Source organism: Hymenobacter profundi (assembly GCF_019334315.1).
Taxonomy (GTDB): domain Bacteria; phylum Bacteroidota; class Bacteroidia; order Cytophagales; family Hymenobacteraceae; genus Hymenobacter; species Hymenobacter profundi.
The window spans coordinates 1-20,790 of record NZ_JAHWGL010000084.1; the positions used below are offsets into that span (position 1 = coordinate 1).

Sequence of the window (20,790 nt, forward strand, 5' to 3'; positions counted from 1 at the left end):
GTGAGTTTCTCGACCTCTACCATGTACTTTGTTGAATCTTATTCTTAGCCGTCATCCTGAGCCCAGCGAAGGACCTTCTCACGTCAGAACGACTATTGAACGATAACCGTACCAACGACTCATTCTGCGGGCATAAGGTCCTTCGCTGGGCTCAGGATGACAAAACCATTTTGGCAATACTTTATTTCGGCATGGAAGGCCGCATCTGAATCTCCGAAATCATGGTGGCCTTGGGGGCTTCCAGGGCGTGCACGATGGCCTCGGCAATGTCTTCGGGCTGCATCTTGTGCGGATCGGGTTCCTGGCCAGCTTCCATGCCGCCGAAGTTGGTTTCCACCGAGCCGGGCATCACGCACGTTACGCGCACGCCTTGCTGGCGCACCTCTTTGAATAGCGCGTCCGAGAAGCCACGCACCGCAAATTTGGTGGCGCAGTAGCCCGCCATGTTGGCTGTGCCTCCCGTACCGGCCAATGAGGCTACATTAATGATATGGCCTTCGCCTTGCTCCTTCATGCGCGGCAGCACCGCCTTGGTGCAGTAGAACACGCCGTGCACGTTGGTAGCAAACATAGCGTGCCAGTCGTCGGACGAGAACCCATCAATTGGCCCCATGTTGCCGATGCCGGCGTTGTTGACCAGCACCTGCACCGCACCCAGCTTATCGATGGTAGCGGAATAGGCTTGCAGTACTGATTGCTCCTCCTGCACGTTGCACTCGAAAAAGTGGAAGTTCTCGTGCTGCAAATCGTCGGGAGCCGAGCGGCTCCAGCCGGCTACTACTGCGCCTTTGGTCAGCAGCGCTTCGGCTGTGGCTTTGCCAATGCCTTTGCTACCCCCTGTGATTATCGCTACCTTGCCGCGTAAGTCCATATGCCTGTCTTGATGTTTCAGATTGCGTTGCTGCCGCAAGTTAACCGCCCTACCCGGCTTTTACGCATAGGATTAGCTAGCGGCCTGCTTTTGTTGCTCACAGCCTGCGGCGACGGCCACGAAACCGACTGCCTGAAAAGCACCGGTCCTATTACCACCGAACGACGGGAGATACCAGCCTTTGAGCAGATCTACATTCATGACAATGTTGAAGTGATACTAGTACAAGACTCCGTGACGTACGCCGAAGTGCGCACTGGCAAGAATTTGCAGGAAGACATTGAACTGACTACCTCGGGCAACCAACTGATTATCAACAACACCAGCCGCTGCAACTGGACCCGTCGCTACGATACGCCGCGTGAAATCACCGTGCATACGCCCGACGTGCAGGATGTTTTGCAGTACGATCAAAGCACGCTGCGTATTCCCGCCCCTTTCCGGGCCGACCAATTTTTCTACCACTTCTTGGGTGCTGGCGAAGCCGATTTGAACCTGGATGTGCAGTACCTGAATATGGATATGTATGAGCTAGGCGATGTGACCCTGCGCGGCACCGTTACCGGCGACGCGGTGACTCTGCTGGGAGGCAGTGGTACCCTCAATGCCACCAATTTAGCAGCGCGTAACCTCACTCTTCAAACTACCCGCAGCAGCATTGGCGACGCACACATGCGCGCAACGGGCACGCTAGGTATCTATCATGCCGGTGCGGGCACCGTTTACTACCGTGCCCCTACTCCCCACGTAGAGGTGACGGGCCGGGGCAAGGCGGTGGCTGAGTAGAGCCATTAAACGGCATGCAGAGCATAGCAAAACATCTCACATGCTGATGAAGATAATATTCAACATCAGCACGCAAGATTCCTCGACAAGCTTGGAATGACGTTCAGCGGTTTTTCTTATCCCCTAACTCCTAAATATCGCCCAGTTGCGGCCGGATCAACAACTCTTCGACTACAGCTTGCTCGGAGAGCTGATAGGTCGCAAATACGGCCTCGGCCAGGTCTTTGGGCTTAATGAACCGCTCGGGGGGTAGGCCAGCTCCAGCCCAGCTGTCGGTGTAGGTGGCGCCGGGTAGCACCGCCGTCACGCGGATGTTATGCTCCTTTAGCTCTTCACGCAGGTTTTTGGTGAAGCCGTAGAGCGCGTGCTTGGCAATGCCGTAGGAGCCACCGTTGGGGTAGGCCATGAGACTGGCCGTGGAGCAAATAGTGAAAATATGCCCGTGGCGCTGCGCTATAATGCCGGGTAGTAGCGCTTGGGTCACATCGTAGGCGCTTAGCAGGTTGGCGGCCAGCATCTGGCGCAGTTGCTCCCCATCAGCAGGCTCGTCTTGCAGGCGACCGGGTACGAAGGCGCCAGCATTGTGCACCAGCACTTCTACTTCGCCCGGCAGCGCCTGTACAAATTTGCCAAACCGAACTGCGTCGGCATGGTTACTAAGGTCGGCGGGCAGGGTATGCAGCACGGCTCCGGGCGTGGCCTGTTGTACGGCGGCCGCTAGGGTAGCCAAGTCCTCTGCCGAGCGGGCGCAAGTGACGACCGGAAACCCGGCCTGCACAAACCGCTCTACCAAAGCACGTCCAATCCCGCGGCTGCCGCCAGTTACGACGATATTTTTTTGCATTCCTTTGTTTATATGTTGAGGTTTTACGTATGGTGCAACAGGCCTACTTCCGCGTGTGCGCATAGACCTGATTTTTTCGCAAGTTCCTGCTTTTCTCTTTCCGGACGCTTTTTATGGTAAAGACCTTCGGCTCTTTTCTACTCTTTCTCCAAAGCATGGTTTCCCGCGGCGAGCGGTTCAAAACGCTTTGGGCCCGCACCATCGATGAAGCCATTCTCATTGGGGTCGATTCTGTTTTTATCGTGTCGTTGGTCAGCGCCTTTATCGGGGCCGTAACCTGCGTGCAGATTTCTTACAACCTGATCAACCCGCTCATTCCCAAAGCCACCATTGGCTATATGGTGCGCGAGATGACTATTCTGGAGCTGGCCCCTACTATCACCAGCATTGTGCTGGCCGGCAAGGTAGGCTCTAGCATTGCCGGTGGCCTGGGCACCATGCGCATCACCGAACAGATTGACGCTTTGGAAGTAATGGGCATCAACTCTTCTTCCTACCTGGTATTGCCTCGCATCTTGGCCTCGCTGCTGATGTTTCCGCTGCTGGTTATTCTGGCTATGGGCTTGTCCATCATGGGCGGCTACATTGCAGGCACGCTATCGGGCTCTATCTCGGCACAGGAGTACATTGAGGGTATCCGCGAGGATTTCATTCCCTATAACATCCTGTTCGCCCTGATCAAATCGTTGGTATTCGCCTTCCTGATTTCGGCCATCTCGTCTTTCAAAGGCTTCAACACCCGCGGAGGCGCATTAGAGGTAGGAGCAGCCAGCACCGGCGCCGTTACCAATTCCATTATCGCTATTCTGATAGCCGACTTCGTGCTGGCAGCTGTTCTGTTGTAATTGGCTTTTAGGGACTTGTAGGCTTGAAAACTTGGTTATCCTATCTACCAAGGCGTCAATTCAGGCTATGAGGCCCTAAAATCCTAAGACTTAAAACAATGATTGAGATTCATAATATTCAGAAGTCATTTGACGGAAACGCTGTGTTGAAGGGCATTAACTGCACCTTCGAAACCGGCAAATGTAATTTGCTGTTAGGTGGTTCGGGTACCGGCAAATCGGTGCTGCTCCAGTGCATTGTGGGTCTGATGAAGCCCGATTTGGGTAGTATCACCTTCGACGGCACTGTTTTCACTAATAACAAGGTGAATATCCGGCAGGAAATCCGCCGCAAAATCGGGATGCTGTTTCAGGGTTCGGCGTTGTTCGATTCCATGACGGTATATGAGAATACTGAATTTCCGTTGAAGATGCTGACGCCCGAAATGACTAAGGAGGAGCGCCGTGACCGGGTGGAGTTCTGCCTGAAACGGGTAGGGCTGGAAAATGCCGGCAACAAAATGCCCTCCGAGATTTCGGGTGGTATGAAGAAGCGTGTGGGCATTGCTCGCGCCATTGCGCCCAATTGTACCTATCTGTTCTGCGACGAACCCAACTCCGGCCTCGACCCGCTCACCAGCCTCAAGATTGACGAGCTGATTCACGAAATCACGCACGAATACAACATCACCACCGCCATCATCACCCACGACATGAACTCGGTAGTGGAAATTGGCGACCATATTATCTTCTTGCATAAAGGCATGAAGCTGTGGGATGGCGACAAGGACACTATTCTGAACGCCGAAGTACCTGAGCTGAAAGAATTTATCTTTAGCAGTAGCCTCGTGCGGGCCGCTAAGCGTGTGGATGACGAAGGCGGTTTGCAAGACGTGCTAGACGACGACCCTGTGCAAGCCAAATAGTCTATAGTGAGGTATTCACAAAAAGGTCCCGCTGCTCTTAGTGCAGCGGGACCTTTTTGTTGATACTACCAATGGTGCGGGGCTGCGCTCCGTGTCTACTAGTGCAGATTTCTGGCCGGCCATCTTCCGCAGTATTCCAACGCATTGTTCTGACAGTGCAGGCTAGAATAGACACGGGGCATAGCCCCGCGTCATTGCTACTTTATACCCTACCATTGCTCCCGCCGCCGCAGCTCGGTAATGTGCGCTACGTGGTGCTGCCCGTGCCAAGCATACAATACCAGCGCCTGATCGAGCGTGAACGTACGTTGAGAGCTAGGATGATAGAACGTGCGCTGCCACTGTGCCTCCGTGAGCTGCCGCAACAGCGTAGTCCAGCGGATGTGCAGCGCCTCCAGCAGCGCCAGCGATACGGCGGGTTTGGTGACAGCGGTGTCGGGCAGTTCGGCCCAAGCCTGCTCATCGTAGGGGCTGATGGTAGGGTTATCCTCCGTGAGAGCCAGCTTGAAACGTACGAAGCTGTTGAGGTGGCTATCGGGGAGGTGATGTACTACCTGGCGCACCGTCCAGCCGCCGGGGCGGTAGGGCGTATCCAGCTGCGCCGGGCTAAGGCCCGTTACGGCTGCTCGGAGCTGGTCGGATAGCAGGGCCAGTTGGGCCACGTAGGCAATGCGGGCACCTTGCGCTAATGGCTCCGTGGGCAAGGTAGGTTGGCCGATGGGGTAGCGCAAGTCGGGAAGGTCTGTTGTCATGGATTGAGGTGAATTGGGAAACGCAAGGTAGCAGCAAGGCGTCAGTGGCGGCCTTCGGGGTAAAACAAAAGCCTCTCCCAAGCTGGAAGAGGCTTCTTTGGCAGTGTCATGGCCGCGTTATTCCTTGTTGCGCTTGTTTAGCTCGTCGCGGATTTTGGCGGCTTTCTCGTAATCTTCTTTTTCCAGTGCCTGGGCCAGCATTTTGGTTAGCTCGTCCAACGACACTTGCCCGCTTGGCTCGCGTGGCTCCGGCGCAGGCTTGCTGCTGCCGCTCGTGGTGTCGTCATCGTCGTCATCATCCTCGTCCGACTCTTCGGGGTTTTCGTCCAAGTCGCTCAAGATGATACCAGCTTCGCTCAGTACGCTTTCTACCGTATAAATCGGCACGCCAAAACGCAGGCCGATGGCAATAGCGTCGCTCGGGCGGGCATCCAACTCGAAAGTAGTAGCCCCATCGGAGCACACAATTTTGGAGTAGAAGACGCCTTCCTTCAAGTCAGAAATTATGACTTCCAGAATGGCTACGTGCACCTGCTCGGCAAAAGACTTGAAAAGGTCGTGCGTAAGCGGACGATTAGGATTTATTTTTTCTATCTGAATCGCGATACTTTGGGCCTCAAACATGCCAATGATGATGGGCAACCGGCGGTTGCCCGTCTTCTCCCCCAAAATCAGGGCAAACGACCCCGATTGGGATTGACTGGAAGAAAGTCCTAGTATCTCGAGCTGAATTTTTTTCACAGGAGAAAGTATGTGCTGGTAATGAGGTGAATGCGCTTAATAGGATTGCAAAGAGCGTTTAATATAGATTAAAACGCTCATTATCAATCGGTTTACGCCTTAACCTAGTTCCTTAACGGCTTGGGTTAGTTTCGGTAGTACGTCGAATACGTCGCCAACGATGCCATAATCGGCCGCTTTAAAGAACGGAGCCTCCGGGTCTTTGTTGATGACCACAATCACCTTGGAGGAATTGACACCCGCCAAATGCTGAATGGCGCCCGAAATACCGCAGGCAATGTACAGGTTGGGCGAGATGGTGATACCCGTTTGCCCCACGTGCTCGTGGTGAGGGCGCCAGTCTACGTCCGATACGGGCTTGGAGCAGGCCGTAGCTGCACCCAGCGCCTTCGCCAGATCCTCAATCAGGTTCCAGTTTTCGGGGCCCTTCATGCCGCGGCCACCCGATACCACTTTAGCAGCTTCGGGAAGCAGTACGCCGCCTGCTTGCTCCTGCATCACTACCTGCTTGGGCGCGTCGGCAAAGTCGGCGTCGGTCAGGTTGGCCGAGAACTTCTCTACCGAGGCGGTTTTGCCGGCTTCCTGCTGGGCTTCGATGGAGTTCTTTTTAACAGCAATGATCTTGCGGTCGGTGGTGAGGGCCACATCGGCCAGCGCTTTGCCCGAGAAGGCACCGCGCTTCACCACAAATTGTCCGCCTTCGGTGCGGGGCAGCTCTACGGCGTTGGTCGCCAGGCTGGCTTTCAGCCGGATAGATAAGCGCGAGCCTACCGCAGCGCCAATGTTGGAGTTGGCCAGCACCAGTACCTGCGCACCTTCCTGCTCGGCGGCGGTGGCAATGAGCTTGGTATAGGCACCGTTCACGAAGTCTTTCAGGCGAGGCTCAGCATCGTATAGTACTTTGCTGATGCCCTGCTCGCCTAGCTTGGCTAGGTTGTCTTCAGTGGCCTCGCCCACGGCTACAGCTGTGGCCGTGGAGCCCAGTTGCTGGGCTACTTGGCTAGCGTAGGTGGCCACTTCCAGCGAAGATTTTTTCACTTCGCCGTTATCGCATTCTATAACTACTAATACAGACATGGTTTTGCGTTTTGTCATCCTGAGTGGAGCGAAGGACCTTATCACGTCCGCGCCACTTGAAGTAGGAAAACCAACGAAAGCAGCCGTGATAAGATGCTTCCTTCGTCAGCATGACAGTCAAACTAAATTACCTTGGCCTCGTTGCGCAGGAGCTTGATCAACTCGCCGGCGTTTTCGGCGGGGATAAGCTTCACGCCTTGCTTCTTGGGGGGTAGGGCAAACTCGGTTACCTCCGTGCGGGGCGCATCGCCGGTGGGCTCTACTACCTTCAGAGGCTTGGTGCGGGCCGTCATGATGCCGCGCATGTTGGGGATGCGAGGCTCGCACATAGGCTGCTGGCACGACGCTACGAAGGGCGTGTTCACCTCCACGATTTCCTTGCCGCCTTCAATTTCGCGCTCCAAAGTGGCGTTGTTGCCACTCATGTCCAGTTTCATAGCCGGCGCTACCGTGGGGATGCCCAGCAGTTCGCCTACCATGCCGTGTACCTGGAAGCCATTGTAGTCGATGCTTTCCTTGCCCATCAGAATCACGTCGTAGCCACCGTCTTTGGCCACGTTGGCAATCTGCTCAGCCACGAAGAACGCGTCCTTGGGGGCGGCGTTTACGCGAATGGCGTCGTCGGCACCGATGGCCAGGGCTTTGCGAATGTTGGGCTCCGTATCGGCCTCGCCTACGTTAAGCACCGTCACGGTACCGCCGCCCTGAGCTTCCTTCAGCTCAATGGCGCGGGTCAGGGCGTATTCGTCCCAGGGATTTATCACAAATTGCACGCCGGCCTTGTTGAACTCTTTGTTGTCGGGCGTGAAGGTGATTTTAGTCGTCGTGTCGGGCACGTTGCTGATGCAAACGAGAAACTTCATTAGGCTGCGTTAGATAGACAAACAATACGGGAAAGCCCCTAATTTCGGGCGAAGATACAGAAAACTCCTACCCGATGGAAAACACACCCAGCCGCCTTTCGCAACTCCTGGCTTTCTACGCCGACGACCCGCACGATGCCTTCACGATCTACGCGTTGGCCACCGAATACCGGGCGTTGGACCCGCAAAAAGCCATGGAATATTATCAAACACTGCTGGATGAGCACCCCGAGTACGTGGGTACGTATTATCACGCCGGAAAGCTGCTGGCGCAGTTAGAAAAGCCCGATGAAGCCGAAAAAGTTTTCCGCAAAGGATTGCAAGTAAGCCGCAAAGCCGGCCAGATGCACGCCGCCAGCGAATTGCAACAAGCCCTTAATCAGCACTTGGGTTTGGATTACGAGGATGAGGTATAAGGTTTTTGATGGGAACTGAGGGCTGAGAACTGAATAGGAACTCAACTACCATCCCTAACTACCCATACGCCCATCCCCTACCCCACCAAGAACCCCCATGAAAATCCTACTGATAGAAGACGAGCCGAAAGTATCCGCGTTTATTCGGCGCGGCTTGGAGGAGGAACACTATGAGGTGGAAGTAGCTTACGATGGTACGTTTGGTCAGCGGCTGGCGCTCACGCACGCCTACGACCTGATTATTCTGGACGTGATTCTACCCAACCAGAGCGGCCTAGAGGTACTGAGAGCTATTCGTCAGCAAGACCAGCAGGTGCCCGTGCTGATGCTGACGGCACTGGGCACGACCACCGATAAGCTCCACGGCTTCGACGGGGGCGCCGACGACTACCTCGTCAAGCCCTTCGACTTCGCTGAACTGCTGGCCCGCGTGAAGGCCCTGACGCGCCGCCGCGGGCAAACCGCCAAAGGGGCGGTGCTCACACTAGCCGACCTCAACCTTGATACAGCCGCCAAAACCGTTACGCGCAACGGCCAACCCATCAAGCTCACCGCCCGCGAGTTCAACTTGCTGGAGCTTTTCATGCGCAACCGCGGTCGGGTGCTCAGCCGCGCCGAAATAGCCGAAAACTCCTGGGAAGAGTCCTTCGACTCCGGCTCCAATGTCATCGACGTATACGTGAACTACCTGCGCAACAAGATCGACAAGAACTTCCCTACCAAGCTCATTCACACTGTAGTAGGCATGGGCTATGTGCTGCGGGAGGAAGGGTAGGCAAAGGGTATAGAAAGAGTAGAAAGTTTGTCATCCTGAGCTTGTGAAGGACCTTCTCACGGGTGAACGAGTCGCTGTTAAGATGGTCGTTTACGCGTGAGAAGGTCCTTCGCAAGCTCAGGATGCCAGACGCTTTTCTTTATCTACCCTACTTTCTTAGCCCCCTATCCTCCCCCAAACCTTCCTATCCTTCCTACCCTCTTCTCATGACCATCCGCAACCGTCTGACGCTCTTGTTTCTCAGCATGGTAGCTGTTATTCTGGCGGTGGCACTTACGGTAGCGTACGTGCTGCAAGCTCGCTATTCGCAGCGGGAGTTTCGGCAGCGCCTGCGCGACCGGGCGGAGGTGACGGGCTATATTTTTCTGGAACAGGATGAAATGCGGGCTGGGGCTTTTCGGTCGTTTCAGCATCGCTATTTGCAGGCTCTAAACAACGAGGTATTGCAGATTTACGATTCCAACCACCAGGTGCGGTTTCTGGAGGAAGATGAGCGGGTTACGCTATCCGATAAGCTACTGGCCCGCATTGTGGTCGATGGCGAAATGTACTTCACTATTGGCTCGCGGCAGGCCATCGGGTTATTTTACCACGATAACCAGGGCGACTATATTATAGTAGCGGCGGCAGAAAACAAGCTGGGCAGAGCACGCCTGCAAAACCTCGCCCTCATCTTGTCGCTGACGTTTGTGGGCAGCCTGGCCGTTATCTACGTGGCCGGGCGAATCTTTGCGGGGCGGGCGCTGGCGCCCATTGCGGCCGTCAACGACCAGGTGGACCGCATTACGGCCCGCGACCTGCACTTGCGGGTAGACGAAGGCCTGCGCCACGAGCAGGACGAAATTGCCCGGCTGGCCCACACCTTCAACCGCATGCTGGAGCGGCTAGAAGAGAGTTTTGAGGCCCAGCGCACGTTTGTCAGTAATGCGTCACACGAGCTGCGCACTCCGCTCACGGCTACCATCGGCGAAGTACAAGTGCTCTTAAAGCGCGACCGGGAGCCAGCCGAGTACCGCGAGGCGCTGGCGTCGGTGCTGACGGAGTTGCAGCAGCTGAAAGACCTGATCAACAACTTATTGGAATTTACACAAGCTAGCTTCACTAACTTTACTGGCGACGAGATTCGCTTGGATGAGCTGCTATTCGAAGCCCGCGAAGCCATTATGCCCCCCCAGCGGCAGCGGGTGCAAATACGCTTGGGCGAGTTGCCATCTGACCCTACCGCCCTAGAAACCACCGGCAACCACCAGCTGCTTGCGCGCGCCCTCACCAACTTGCTGGACAATGCCCTGAAATACTCGGGTAGTGCGCCGGTTACCGTCAGCTTTCACTACGCCGACAGCCGGGTACACATTCAGATAGCCGATCAGGGCATCGGTATTGCTGAGAAAGATTTGCAGCGCATTTTTCAACCGTTTTTCCGGGCCGATAATGCCCGCGGTGTTATTGGACACGGGGTGGGGCTACCGCTCACGCGCAAAATTATTGAGCTACACGGCGGCCAGTTGCATATTTCCTCCCGCTTGCATGAAGGAACGGTGGTTGATGTGCAGCTGCCTACAGGCAACCCGACTCAATGCTCTACCACGCAAGCTACTATTTGATAATATTTCAGCCTAAAAGCGCTACTGTAGGGCTACTTGGGTGAGCGGCGACGCCCTGTTTCTGCAACCACAGGCAGGCGGTAGCTACATCATCGAACGTAGTCACTACCATCGGCTTTACGTGAATAAGGATACGCTCTGTGGCATCGCGGTCGGGAAATAGGCGGGGGTAGACCCAGGCAATGTAGCGCAACCCGGCCCCTACCAACTCCCGCAACCACCATTGGTCCCAGGTCGACAGATCGACGGAGGTGCTGACGATAGTAGAGGTGTCATTTAGAATTTTGCTGCTGGGCTGCTGGCGCAAAACTTCCAAGAGCAGCAGACCCGCCGCCTGAGATGATTCTTGTGTATGCACTCCCTGCCAATCAGTGTAGAGCCACCGGTTGATTTCATCGTAGTAAATGGATATACCCGGCGTGGTAGCAATCAGACGAAGCTGCATGAGCAAGAGCAATAAGCACTGGTAAGAACTACTGATGATCCGTGTGGACTGACGAAGCTAGTGAATAGAATGAAATTTAATAGAGTGACACTATAATTATTCCTATAAGCTTCAATTTACTTTTATTTTAATCACCTCATTAACAAGCACATATTTCAAATATACGGTTTCTAATCCGTTTCTAATCCAACTCTAATATCAGCCTAATACCGTCGGAGTACACTTGCATATCCAATTATCAGAACCGGATATGTCTCGCTTTCACTCGCTGCTGTTTTTTCTGTTGTTGCTGACCGGCACTGCCCACGCCACGGCGTTCCTACCCGTGGTGGCTGTGCCCGATACGGCCCAGCTAACCCTCGCTGAAGCCGAGCAGCGCTTCACCCAAAACAACTTGTTGCTGCTAGCCCAACGCTACAACGTATCGGCCGCACAAGCGCAGATTCTACAGGCTCGGCTCTGGGACAACCCTACCCTTTCGCTGGAGCAAAACACCTATAACCCCAACACGCGGCGCGCCTTCGACGTGACACGCCGAGGTGAGAGCATTGTGCAGGTGCAGCAGTTATTTGCCATTGCCGGCCGCCGCAAAGCTGCCGCCACCGTGGCCCAGCAGGGCGCTTTGGTGGAGCAGTTCAACCTGGAAGACCTGCTGCGTACCCTCAACTACCAGCTACGCACCACCTTCTTCGACCTGTACTACAAGCAGCAAACCGTCGGCACTTATAACACCGAAATCAACTCGTTTCAGCGGACGCTAACGGCCTACCAGAATCAGTATGAGAAGGGCAACATTGCTCTGAAAGAGGTGATTCGGTTGCGGGCCTTTTTGTTTGACTTGCAAACGGAGCGGCAGGCGCTGCTCTCTGAAATTGCCACGCAGGAATCGGATTTGCGGATTTTGTTGCGCGAGTCGTCGGGCACCTACTTCCGTCCCACGGTCAACGATTCCCGGTTACAAGCCTTGTCGTTAACGGGCTTTTCGGAAGAACAATTGGCCGATACGGCCCAAGTAGCCCGCGCCGACCTACGCGCCCGCCAGGCCGATGTGGAGCAGCAAAACCAGAACCTACGCCTGCAACGCGCCCTAGCGGCCCCCGATCTGGCCGTAGGCTACGTGTACGACCGCGCCGGCAGCTATATCCAGAACTACAACGCCGTGACCCTGGGCGTGGCCGTGCCGATTTTCAACCGCAACCAGGGCAATATCCGCACGGCGCAAGCCCAGATTGAGCAGAGCCGCGCCCAACGCGACCAGCAGCTGCTCACGGTGCGCAACGACGTGCAAGAGGCCTGGCGCCAGGCTCAGCAAACCGACGCGCTCTACCAAACGGCCACCCGCAACATCAGCGACTTTTCGCGCCTGATTCAGGGCATTGAGCAGAGCTACGCCAAGCGCAACATCACCATCGTGGAGTTCCTGGACTTCTACGAGAGCTACAAAAACAACATTGTGCAGCTCAACCAGTTGCGCGCTGCCCGCCTGCGGGCGTTCGAGTCGCTCAATTTCTCGGTAGGACGCACTGTCTTCAACGCCGAGTAAGACTGCCGATACTTTCAACAGACCAAACTAACCGCATACGATATGAACCGCTTTGCCACGTTGGCCTCTACCCTGGCCCTCCCGCTCGCCGTGGGTTTGGCGAGCTGCTCCACCCACACTGAAGCCGAACAGCCGCACAAAGCTGAGGCCGGCTTCTCGCTGTCGGACCAGATGTTGCAGGAGCTGAAGATTGATACGGTGCGCGCCGAGCCCGTGCGCGACGAGCTGCTGCTGACCGGCCAGATTGCCTCCAACGGCGATAAAACCGTGAAGGTGTACCCACTGGTAGGCGGCGTGGTAGAACAGCTCTCGGTGGAGCTGGGCGACCACGTGACCAAGGGGCAAGTGCTGGCTGTGATTCGCAGCGGCGAAATTGCCGACTTGCAAAACCAGTCGTCTACGGCCGGTTCCGACCTGGATATTGCCCGCAAGAACCTGCAAGTGGCCGAGGATCAGTTCGAAGATGGTCTGGCCTCGGAGCGCGATGTGACCCTGGCCCGCCAGGAGCTGCGCAAGGCCCAGAGCAACGTGGGTAAGAGCCGTAAGCAACTGAACGTCTACGGCGTATCGGCCGACGGCACCTACACCTTGCGCGCCCCCATTTCGGGCTTTATCACGGAGAAAAACGTGACCGACCACATGCAGTTCAACGCCGACAACGTGGGCAACCTGTTCACCGTCAGCAACCTGGATGATGTGTGGATTATGGCCAACGTGTTTGAGTCGGACATTGCGAAGGTGCACCAGGGCTACACGGCGCAGGTGACCACCCTCTCCTACCCCGACAAAGTGTTCACGGGCCGCATCGACAAGGTGTTCAACGTGCTCGACCCCGACTCGAAGGTGATGAAGGTGCGCGTGCGCCTCGACAACCCCGGCTACCTGCTCAAGCCCGAGATGTATGCCCAAATCAAGGTGCAAAACACCCAAAACGAGAAGATGCTGGCCGTGCCGGCCCAAAGCGTGGTGTTCGACAAGGACCGCAATTTCGTGATGGTATTTAAGGACCGCAGCCACATCGAAACCCGCGAGGTGAAGGTAGCCAAGACGGTAGGCGACACCAGCTATGTGGAGTCGGGCCTGCACGACGGCGAGCGAATCATTGCCCAGAACCAGCTGCTGGTGTACGACGAGTTGAATGACTGATTTTTTAGCTGTTAGCTGATGGCTATTAGCTATTAGCTTTTGTGCTACAAATCATCGACCCTACTTCTATAGAAAGCTAACAGCCAACAGCTACCAGCTAATAGCTAAACTCAAATGAACAAGTTCATCCAGGGCATTATTGCCTTTTCGTTGAAGAACCGCGGTTTCATCTTTTTGATGACGCTGCTGGCCATTGTGGCCGGGGTGGTGAGCTACCGGAACACGCCCATTGAGGCCTTTCCGGACGTCACGAACACCGAAATCACCATCATCACGCAGTGGCCCGGCCGCTCGGCCGAGGAGATTGAGAAGTTTGTGACGGCCCCGGTGGAAATTGCCCTGAACCCGGTGCAGAAGAAAACCAGCATCCGCTCGACCACGCTGTTTGGCTTGTCGGTGGTGAAGGTGATTTTTGATGATGGCGTGGACGATGCCTTTGCCCGCGTGCAGGTGAATAACATGCTGCAAGACGTGGACCTGCCCGACGGCGTAGACCCCGAGGTGCAGCCGCCCTACGGCCCTACCGGCGAAATCTATCGCTACACGCTGGCCAGCAAAGACAAAACCGTGCGCGAGCTGAAAGTCTTGCAAGACTGGGTGATTGAGCGCAACCTGAAAGCCGTGCCCGGCGTGGCCGACGTAAACAGCTTCGGCGGCGAGGTGAAGGACTACGAAATCAGCGTAAATCCCAGCAAGCTCCAAGACTTCGGCATCTCGCCGCTGGATCTGTACAACGCCATTCAGCGCTCGAACATTAACGTGGGCGGCGACGTGATTAACGCCGGACAGCAGAACTTTGTGGTGCGCGGCATCGGCCTGCTCAACAACATTTCCGACATCAACAACACGGTCATCAAGAACGTGAACGGGGTAGGGATTCTGGTAAAGGACGTCGCCATCGTGCACGAGTCGGCCCTACCCAAGCTGGGCAAGGTAGGCCGCAACTACGACGACAACATGGTGGAAGGCATTGTGGTGATGCGCAAGGGCGAAAACCCCTCGGAAGTTATTGCCGCCTTGAAAGCGAAAGTGACCGAGTTGAACGAGAAAATCCTGCCCTCCGATGTGAAGATCAAGACCTTCTATGACCGGCAGCAGCTCATCGATTTCTCGACGGAAACCGTGATTCACAACCTGCTGGAAGGCATTATTCTGGTGACGGTGATTGTGTTCGTGTTCATGGCCGATTGGCGCACCACGGTGATTGTATCGGTGATTATCCCGCTGGCCTTGCTATTTGCCTTCATCTGCCTGCGGCTGAAGGGCATGTCGGCCAACCTGCTGAGCATGGGTGCTATCGACTTTGGTATCATCATCGACGGGGCCGTGGTGATGGTGGAAGGGCTCTTTGTGGCCCTCGACCACAAGGCCCACGAGGTAGGGATGGAGCGCTTCAATAAGCTCTCGAAAATGGGTCTGATCAAAAAGTCAGGCCGGGAAATGGGCAAGTCGATTTTCTTCGCCAAAGCCATCATTATCACCGCCCTGCTACCCATCTTCTCCTTCGAGAAGGTAGAAGGCAAGGTGTTTTCGCCGCTGGCCTGGACGCTCGGTTTTGCCCTGCTCGGCGCCCTTATTTTCACGCTGACGCTGGTGCCGGTGCTGGCGTCTATTCTGCTGAAAAAGAACGTGCGGGAGAAGGACAACGTCTTCGTGCGTGGCATCAACCGCGGGGCGCAACGCTTTTTCGCCTTCACCTACGCCCGCAAAACCATTAGCTTGCTGGTAGCTACGGTAGTGGTGGTAGTAGGAATGGGCGCCTTCCACTTCTTGGGCTCGGAGTTCCTACCCGAGTTGAACGAAGGCTCGATTTACGTGCGGGCCCAACTGCCGCTGAGTATTTCGCTGGATGAATCGAACAAGCTCTGTAACGAGATGCGGCGGGTATTCCTGAGCTTCCCGGAGGTAGGCGACGTGGTGAGCCAGACCGGCCGCCCCAACGACGGCACCGACCCCACGGGCTTCTACAACAACGAGTTCCTGGTGCAGCTCAAGCACACCCCCGAGGTGGAGGCCGAGATGAAGCACAAGGACAAGCGCGAGGCCCTAATTGAACACATGAAGGAGAAGCTAGCCCGATTCCCCGGCGTGGACTTCAACTTTTCCCAGCCCATCACCGACAACGTGGAGGAAGCTGCCTCGGGCGTAAAAGGCTCCATTGCCGTCAAAATCTACGGCACCGACCTGAAGCTGATGGAAGCCAAAGCCCGCCAGGTATACGACGTGCTCAAGGACATTAAAGGCATCGACGACCTGGGCGCGCTGCGCAACATCGGGCAGCCCGAGCTGCACGTGGAGCTGGACGAGCGGCGCATGGCCCAGTACGGCGTGAGCAAAGCCGACGCCAACGCAGTGCTGGAAATGGCCGTGGGCGGCAAGCAGGCCACCCAGATGTACGAGGGCGAGCGGAAATTCCCCATCGTGGTGCGTTACGAGGAAGGTTTCCGCCAGTCGCCTACCCAGATTGCGGCCCTGATGGTGCCTACCATGAACGGCAACTCCGTGCCGCTATCGGAAATTGCCACCGTCTCGGACGTGAACGGCCCCTCCCTCATCTACCGCGACGACAACAAGCGCTTCTCGGCCGTGAAGTTCTCTATCCGGGGCCGCGACATGGGTAGCACCATCGAAGAAGCCCAGCGCAAGGTAGACGCCGTGGTGAGTCTCCCCAAGGGCTACAGCATGAAGTGGACCGGCGACTTCGAAAACCAGCGCCGTGCCACCCAGCGCCTCACGCAGGTAGTGCCCATCTCGCTGGCCCTGATCTTCTTCATCCTGTTCATCTTATTTGGTAATTTGAAAGACGCCGGGCTGGTGCTCCTAAACGTGCCGTTCGCCATCATTGGCGGCATTGCGGCGCTGCTCATCACGCACACCAACTTCTCTATCTCGGCTGGTATTGGCTTCATTGCCTTGTTCGGTATCTGCATCCAAAACGGCGTGATTCTGATTTCGGTGTTCAAGCAAAACATGCTGAAAAAGATGAGCCTCGACAACAGCATCCATGAAGGCGTGACCTCCCGCGTGCGCCCCGTGGTGATGACGGCCCTCATGGCCACCATCGGCCTAATGCCGGCGGCCATCAGCACCGGCATCGGCTCCGAAACCTCGAAGCCCCTGGCCATTGTGGTAATTGGCGGCCTGATTACGGGCACCATTCTCACGCTGTTCATCTTCCCGCTCATCTTCGAGCGCGCCTACCGCGCCGAGCACACCCACTACGGCGACGACCCAACCCTGCGCCAGCACCACCGCAAGCCGGCGCTGGCAGGGGCATAGTCGCCGCCGGAAAACACGAAACCCCAGTGTCGGAAGGCACTGGGGTTTCGTGTTTCTGAGTAGGAGAAGTTGTTACTCGCCGCTGGGTACGGGTAGCGCCGTGCCAGGAGCTACGGGTGTACCAAAATCGGGCATGCCGTCGCTCTTCCAAGCGAAGGGCTGCATGCGGGGAGTGCGGGAGTTGCTGCACCCCTGGCCTGTCATTGGATTGGCGTGGTAAATCAGCCAGTCCTGGGTGCCGTCTTTCGACTTGAAGAAGCCGTTGTGGCCGGGGCCGTAGGCCTGGTTAGCGGGATTTTTGGTAAAGACCGGGGTAGCCGTTTTAGTCCAGGAATCGGGTTTGAGCGGGTCGGCGGTGCTGGAGGCCGTGAGTAGGCCCAAGGCGTAATCGTCGGTGCTGCAATGGCTGGCCGAGTACACGATGAAGGTTTTGTCGCCGTGGTGCAGGGCTTCGGGACCTTCGTTTACGAAGGGGTAGCCGGTTTTTTCCCAGCCGTAGGTAGGCTGCGAAATCTCTACCCGCTCGCCGGTGAGGGCCGTGGGGCTGCTCATTTTGGCGATGTACAGGCGTTGGGTTTCGTTTTCTACCCCGCCGCCAAAGTCCTTGTGGCCCGACCACACAAAGTAGCGCTGGCCGTTTTGCTCCAGCACGGTGCCATCAATGGCCCATTTATCGTCGGAGGTGGCTACTTTGCCTATCAACGACCACGTGCCGGTGGTAGGATCAGCCGCCGGATTTTCCAGTACCCAGGTGCGGTGGCCGCCGCAGCACATCGGATCGGCGCTGAAGTACACGTACCACTTGCCATCGAAGAAGTAGATTTCCGGTGCCCAGATGTCGCGGTAGCTGCCGTTGGGCGTCCAGATCACCTTTTCCGGGGCCGAGCCTACTTCCGACATCTTCGCGGTTTTACGCAGGCGCAGGTCGCCGCCCGAAGTGCTCATGTAGTAGTAGAAACCGTCTTTCTGATACACCCACGGATCGGGGCCAGAATTGAGCAGCGGGTTTTTGAAGGTAGCAGCCCCAGTGGTAGGCGGCGTAACGGGCGGGAGGATAGGCGGCGCAGGCGCAGGGTCCGACGACGAACCGCCCCCGCAGGCCAGGACGCCCAGCAACATACCAGGCACCAGCAACCGACGAGTAAGAATAGCTGCGAACATAGAAAAGAAGATAGAAGGATGGGGTAAAAAAAAGCCGCCGCACCGTGGCAGGCGCGGCGGCTCTCTGTGTTACTATTGCCAGCCGGGATTTTGCGTTAGACCAGCCGCGTCGATATCAACTTGCGGGATGGGTAGCAGGTTGCTCTTGCCAACTACAAAGTTGTTGAAATCGGCATCGCGGGCTTTCAGCTGATCCACTGTGCTCTGGCTATTCAGCAGGTTCCAGCGCTTTAAATCAAACCAACGCAGTCCTTCGCCGGTCAGTTCGGTTACGCGCTCGTGCATGATTTGCGTGCGTAAGCTGGTCTGGTCGAAGCTGCCACTTGTGAGCGGCGCCAGGGTAGCACGGCTCCGCACGCGGTTGATTAGCGGAATGGCGTTGGCGGTCTGTCCTTGCTCGTTCAGGGCTTCGGCTTGCAACAGCAGCACATCGGCAAAGCGCATCACGCGGTGGTTGATTGGCGAGTCGAAGTTCTCGAAATTACGATAGTAGTCGGTCTGGTACTTGCGCCAGTACACGCGAGTAAGGTTGCGCCTATCGTTTTTGTCATAGCGCGTGAAGAACCCTACCCCATACACCAGCGTGTCACCATCAGCCGGTAAGGCAGTAGAGAATTGCCGTCGATTATAGAATACAGTAGCGGCCAAGCGCGGGTCGCGGGTACCAGCCGTAGTCCCTTCCTTCAGAAATTCAGTTACCACCCAGGGCCGTACCTCTCCATCTACGAAACCGCCGGCATCGGGCGCACCCCAGAACTGGGACCGTTGCCCCCCCTCCGACGAGGTAGCGTCGTCGCCGTCGTTGCCGCCTTGCTTGGCGTCGGAGAACTGCACTTCAAAAATGGATTCTGAATTGTTCTCCGTTGTGTGCCGGAAGTTGTCGGTGTAGGTATTGGTGAGTGAGTACTGATTGGAATTAATCACCTCCGCAAACTGGGCCGATGCATCGGCCCAGCGGCGGTTTTGCATGTAGGCTTTGCCCAGCAGTGTAGCCGCTGCGTTGCGGGTAGCCCGGCCAATATCTGTGCCGGTGTACGAAACATCGAGGTCGGGTTTGGCGGCTAGCAGGTCGGCGTACACCTGGTTCCATACAGCCTCTTCGGTACCCTGGGTAGGCCGGTAATCCAGCGTGGAGGGCTCCAGCGCCAGGGGCACATTGCCATAGAGCGATACCAGATTGAAGTAGAACAAAGCGCGCAGGAAACGGGCTTCAGCAATTACCCGTGCTTTCAGCTTTGCATCCATTTCAATGGCGGGCACATTGGTAACCACTTGGTTGCAGCGCCAGATAGCACGGTAGCCATCGCGCCACAGGTTCTGCGACACCTCAAAGTTGTAGTTCACCTGCGTGAACTTGGTGAAGTCGGCCAGTTCGCCCCAGGGGCTCTGGCTGAAGCCATCGTCAGAGCGCAGATCATAAGCAAAATTGTACCAGCGGCGGTAGGTACCCAGTTGTTGCAGGCCGCTATAGCAGGCATTCACGCCCTGCACGGCATCGGCACTGGTAGCCCAAAAAGAGGCCGTGGTCGGCTGGTTAGGGTTTACCTGTTCCAGCAGGTCTTTTTCGCAGGCAGTGGTTAGCAGTAAGGTGCTCGCCAGCGCGGTTATTTTAAAGAAAGGATATTTCATGACAAAGTAGAGGCGAATAGAATGAAACGACGCGCTTAGAAGCCCAGCTGGATGCCGGCCGTGTAGGAGCGCACCACGGGGTAGGTACCATCGTCGATGCCACGGGCCAGGCTGCCGCCACCCGGCGTTTCGGGGTCGTAGCCACTGTACTTGGTGATGGTGAAGACGTTCTGGCCCGTTAGGTACACGCGCACGCTACCGATGCCTTTCACCTTGTTCAATGCCGTTTGGGGCACGTTGTAGCCAATTTGCAAGTTTTTTAGGCGTAGGTAGGAGCCGTTTTCCAACCAGCGCGTGGAGTTGATACGTGAGTTGTTGGCAGCCGAGTAGGCACCAGCACCGCCGCCGCCCGATTTCACTGCACGTGGGGTATTGGTGGGGTTTTCGAGCGTCCAGGGGTTGTAGTCTGTGCGATAGTTGCTATTGTCGTCGCCGCGGTCTACCCACCATTTTCCTACGTTGAGCACATCGTTGCCCTGCACACCCTGAAACAGCGCGGCAATATCAAAATTCGCGTAGCCCGCAGTGAGGTTTACGCCGTACTGAATTTTTGGAAATACCCGCCCTACGTGCACACGATCGAGGTCGTTGATGATACCGTCGTTGTTGATGTCGCGGTAGCGAGCATCGCCTGGTGAGGCTTCTGGCTGGGCGCTGGCCGCCACTTCGTCAGCCGTCTGAAACACACCGTCGTACTGATAGAGGTAGAAGGAGCCAATTTCGTAGCCCACCTCGGTGCGGGCCGCCCCGTTCGGGCCGGCCTGATAAATCTGCCCATTACCACCTAGCTGCTCCACCCGGTTGCGAATGGTCGTCAGGTTGGCCGATGCGCCATACGTGAATGCACTGCGCGTATCGGAATATCCCACGTTAAGTTCAAAACCGCTGTTTTCCAGACGACCGATACGCTGGTAGGGGTCGGTGCCGGCATTGCCCAGGAAAATCGGGGGCACCGGGTTTACCAACGCCTGCCGCGTTTGGGCAACGTAGTAATCAGCCGAGAGTGTCAGTCGATCCTCCAGCAAGCCCATAGACTTGTTCCTAAATAATCTCTTTTCGTTTTCTGAGATGCCAATTCCAGATTCCGCAAGCCAGGGCCAACAGGCGG

At 56.3% G+C, this 20,790-nt stretch carries 19 protein-coding genes; 9 read left to right on the plus strand and 10 right to left on the minus strand.

The annotated features are described in order from the left end of the window. Positions 1-181: 181 nt before the first annotated feature. Positions 182-871: an SDR family oxidoreductase gene (locus tag KYK14_RS16690; RefSeq protein WP_219160417.1), complete on the minus strand. Its 690-nt coding sequence runs from the start codon at positions 869-871 to the stop codon at positions 182-184. A 12-nt stretch (positions 872-883) separates the two neighbouring features. On the opposite strand from KYK14_RS16690, the gene KYK14_RS16695 reads away from it, so the two are divergent. Further along, a complete protein-coding gene (locus KYK14_RS16695; RefSeq protein WP_219160419.1) occupies positions 884-1,657 on the plus strand; it encodes a GIN domain-containing protein in 774 nt (257 codons plus the stop codon). 130 nt (positions 1,658-1,787) lie between these two features. On the opposite strand, the gene KYK14_RS16700 is transcribed toward KYK14_RS16695, so the two are convergent. Next, positions 1,788-2,501, minus strand: a complete 714-nt coding sequence (locus KYK14_RS16700) for an SDR family oxidoreductase (RefSeq protein WP_219160421.1) — start codon at positions 2,499-2,501, stop codon at positions 1,788-1,790. A 113-nt stretch (positions 2,502-2,614) separates the two neighbouring features. Here KYK14_RS16700 and KYK14_RS16705 point away from each other — a divergent pair, with 113 nt between their 5' ends. Further along, a complete protein-coding gene (locus tag KYK14_RS16705) occupies positions 2,615-3,346 on the plus strand; it encodes an MlaE family ABC transporter permease (protein ID WP_185283132.1) in 732 nt (243 codons plus the stop codon). 98 nt (positions 3,347-3,444) lie between these two features. After that, positions 3,445-4,251, plus strand: a complete 807-nt coding sequence (locus tag KYK14_RS16710) for an ABC transporter ATP-binding protein (RefSeq protein ID WP_185283131.1) — start codon at positions 3,445-3,447, stop codon at positions 4,249-4,251. A gap of 209 nt (positions 4,252-4,460) precedes the next feature. On the opposite strand, the gene KYK14_RS16715 is transcribed toward KYK14_RS16710, so the two are convergent. The 4 genes from KYK14_RS16715 to KYK14_RS16730 form a co-directional block, all read right to left on the minus strand. Further along, positions 4,461-5,003, minus strand: a complete 543-nt coding sequence (locus tag KYK14_RS16715) for a YfiT family bacillithiol transferase (RefSeq protein ID WP_219160422.1) — start codon at positions 5,001-5,003, stop codon at positions 4,461-4,463. 117 nt (positions 5,004-5,120) lie between these two features. Continuing rightward, a complete protein-coding gene (locus tag KYK14_RS16720; RefSeq protein ID WP_208305968.1) occupies positions 5,121-5,744 on the minus strand; it encodes a bifunctional nuclease family protein in 624 nt (207 codons plus the stop codon). Positions 5,745-5,843: 99 nt separating this feature from the next. Further along, complete coding sequence (locus tag KYK14_RS16725; protein ID WP_219160424.1) at positions 5,844-6,821, minus strand: electron transfer flavoprotein subunit alpha/FixB family protein; 978 nt, start codon at positions 6,819-6,821, stop codon at positions 5,844-5,846. 122 nt (positions 6,822-6,943) lie between these two features. Then, positions 6,944-7,684 (minus strand): electron transfer flavoprotein subunit beta/FixA family protein, encoded by a 741-nt coding sequence (locus tag KYK14_RS16730; protein ID WP_185283127.1) that lies wholly within the window; start codon positions 7,682-7,684, stop codon positions 6,944-6,946. Positions 7,685-7,758: 74 nt separating this feature from the next. Between KYK14_RS16730 and KYK14_RS16735 the strand changes: the two genes are divergently transcribed. From KYK14_RS16735 to KYK14_RS16745, 3 genes are all read left to right on the plus strand, one after another. Continuing rightward, entirely contained in the window at positions 7,759-8,100 is a 342-nt protein-coding gene (locus tag KYK14_RS16735) for a tetratricopeptide repeat protein (RefSeq protein WP_219160426.1), read from the plus strand. 97 nt (positions 8,101-8,197) lie between these two features. Continuing rightward, entirely contained in the window at positions 8,198-8,875 is a 678-nt protein-coding gene (locus tag KYK14_RS16740; RefSeq protein WP_185283125.1) for a response regulator transcription factor, read from the plus strand. 206 nt (positions 8,876-9,081) lie between these two features. Then, positions 9,082-10,479: a sensor histidine kinase gene (locus tag KYK14_RS16745; RefSeq protein WP_219160427.1), complete on the plus strand. Its 1,398-nt coding sequence runs from the start codon at positions 9,082-9,084 to the stop codon at positions 10,477-10,479. A 7-nt stretch (positions 10,480-10,486) separates the two neighbouring features. Here KYK14_RS16745 and KYK14_RS16750 read toward each other — a convergent pair whose 3' ends face one another. Continuing rightward, positions 10,487-10,924, minus strand: coding sequence for a hypothetical protein (locus tag KYK14_RS16750; RefSeq protein WP_219160428.1), 438 nt, complete (start codon positions 10,922-10,924; stop codon positions 10,487-10,489). Between the two features lie 250 nt (positions 10,925-11,174). On the opposite strand from KYK14_RS16750, the gene KYK14_RS16755 reads away from it, so the two are divergent. From KYK14_RS16755 to KYK14_RS16765, 3 genes are all read left to right on the plus strand, one after another. Then, the gene (locus KYK14_RS16755) at positions 11,175-12,467 is read left to right on the plus strand and encodes a TolC family protein (RefSeq protein ID WP_219160430.1); all 1,293 of its coding nucleotides are present in this window, start codon (positions 11,175-11,177) and stop codon (positions 12,465-12,467) included. 42 nt (positions 12,468-12,509) lie between these two features. After that, positions 12,510-13,613 carry an efflux RND transporter periplasmic adaptor subunit gene (locus KYK14_RS16760; RefSeq protein WP_219160432.1) on the plus strand — a complete coding sequence of 368 codons (1,104 nt, stop codon included), beginning with the start codon at positions 12,510-12,512 and terminating at the stop codon, positions 13,611-13,613. A gap of 114 nt (positions 13,614-13,727) precedes the next feature. Further along, complete coding sequence (locus KYK14_RS16765; protein ID WP_219160434.1) at positions 13,728-16,892, plus strand: efflux RND transporter permease subunit; 3,165 nt, start codon at positions 13,728-13,730, stop codon at positions 16,890-16,892. A gap of 72 nt (positions 16,893-16,964) precedes the next feature. Here the strand turns inward: KYK14_RS16765 and KYK14_RS16770 are convergent, their stop codons facing one another. The 3 genes from KYK14_RS16770 to KYK14_RS16780 form a co-directional block, all read right to left on the minus strand. Beyond that, entirely contained in the window at positions 16,965-18,053 is a 1,089-nt protein-coding gene (locus KYK14_RS16770) for a glycoside hydrolase family 43 protein (protein ID WP_243900079.1), read from the minus strand. 72 nt (positions 18,054-18,125) lie between these two features. Next, complete coding sequence (locus tag KYK14_RS16775) at positions 18,126-19,682, minus strand: RagB/SusD family nutrient uptake outer membrane protein (RefSeq protein ID WP_219160436.1); 1,557 nt, start codon at positions 19,680-19,682, stop codon at positions 18,126-18,128. Positions 19,683-19,717: 35 nt separating this feature from the next. Continuing rightward, complete coding sequence (locus tag KYK14_RS16780) at positions 19,718-20,713, minus strand: SusC/RagA family TonB-linked outer membrane protein (RefSeq protein ID WP_219160438.1); 996 nt, start codon at positions 20,711-20,713, stop codon at positions 19,718-19,720. Between the last annotated feature and the right edge of the window lie 77 nt (positions 20,714-20,790).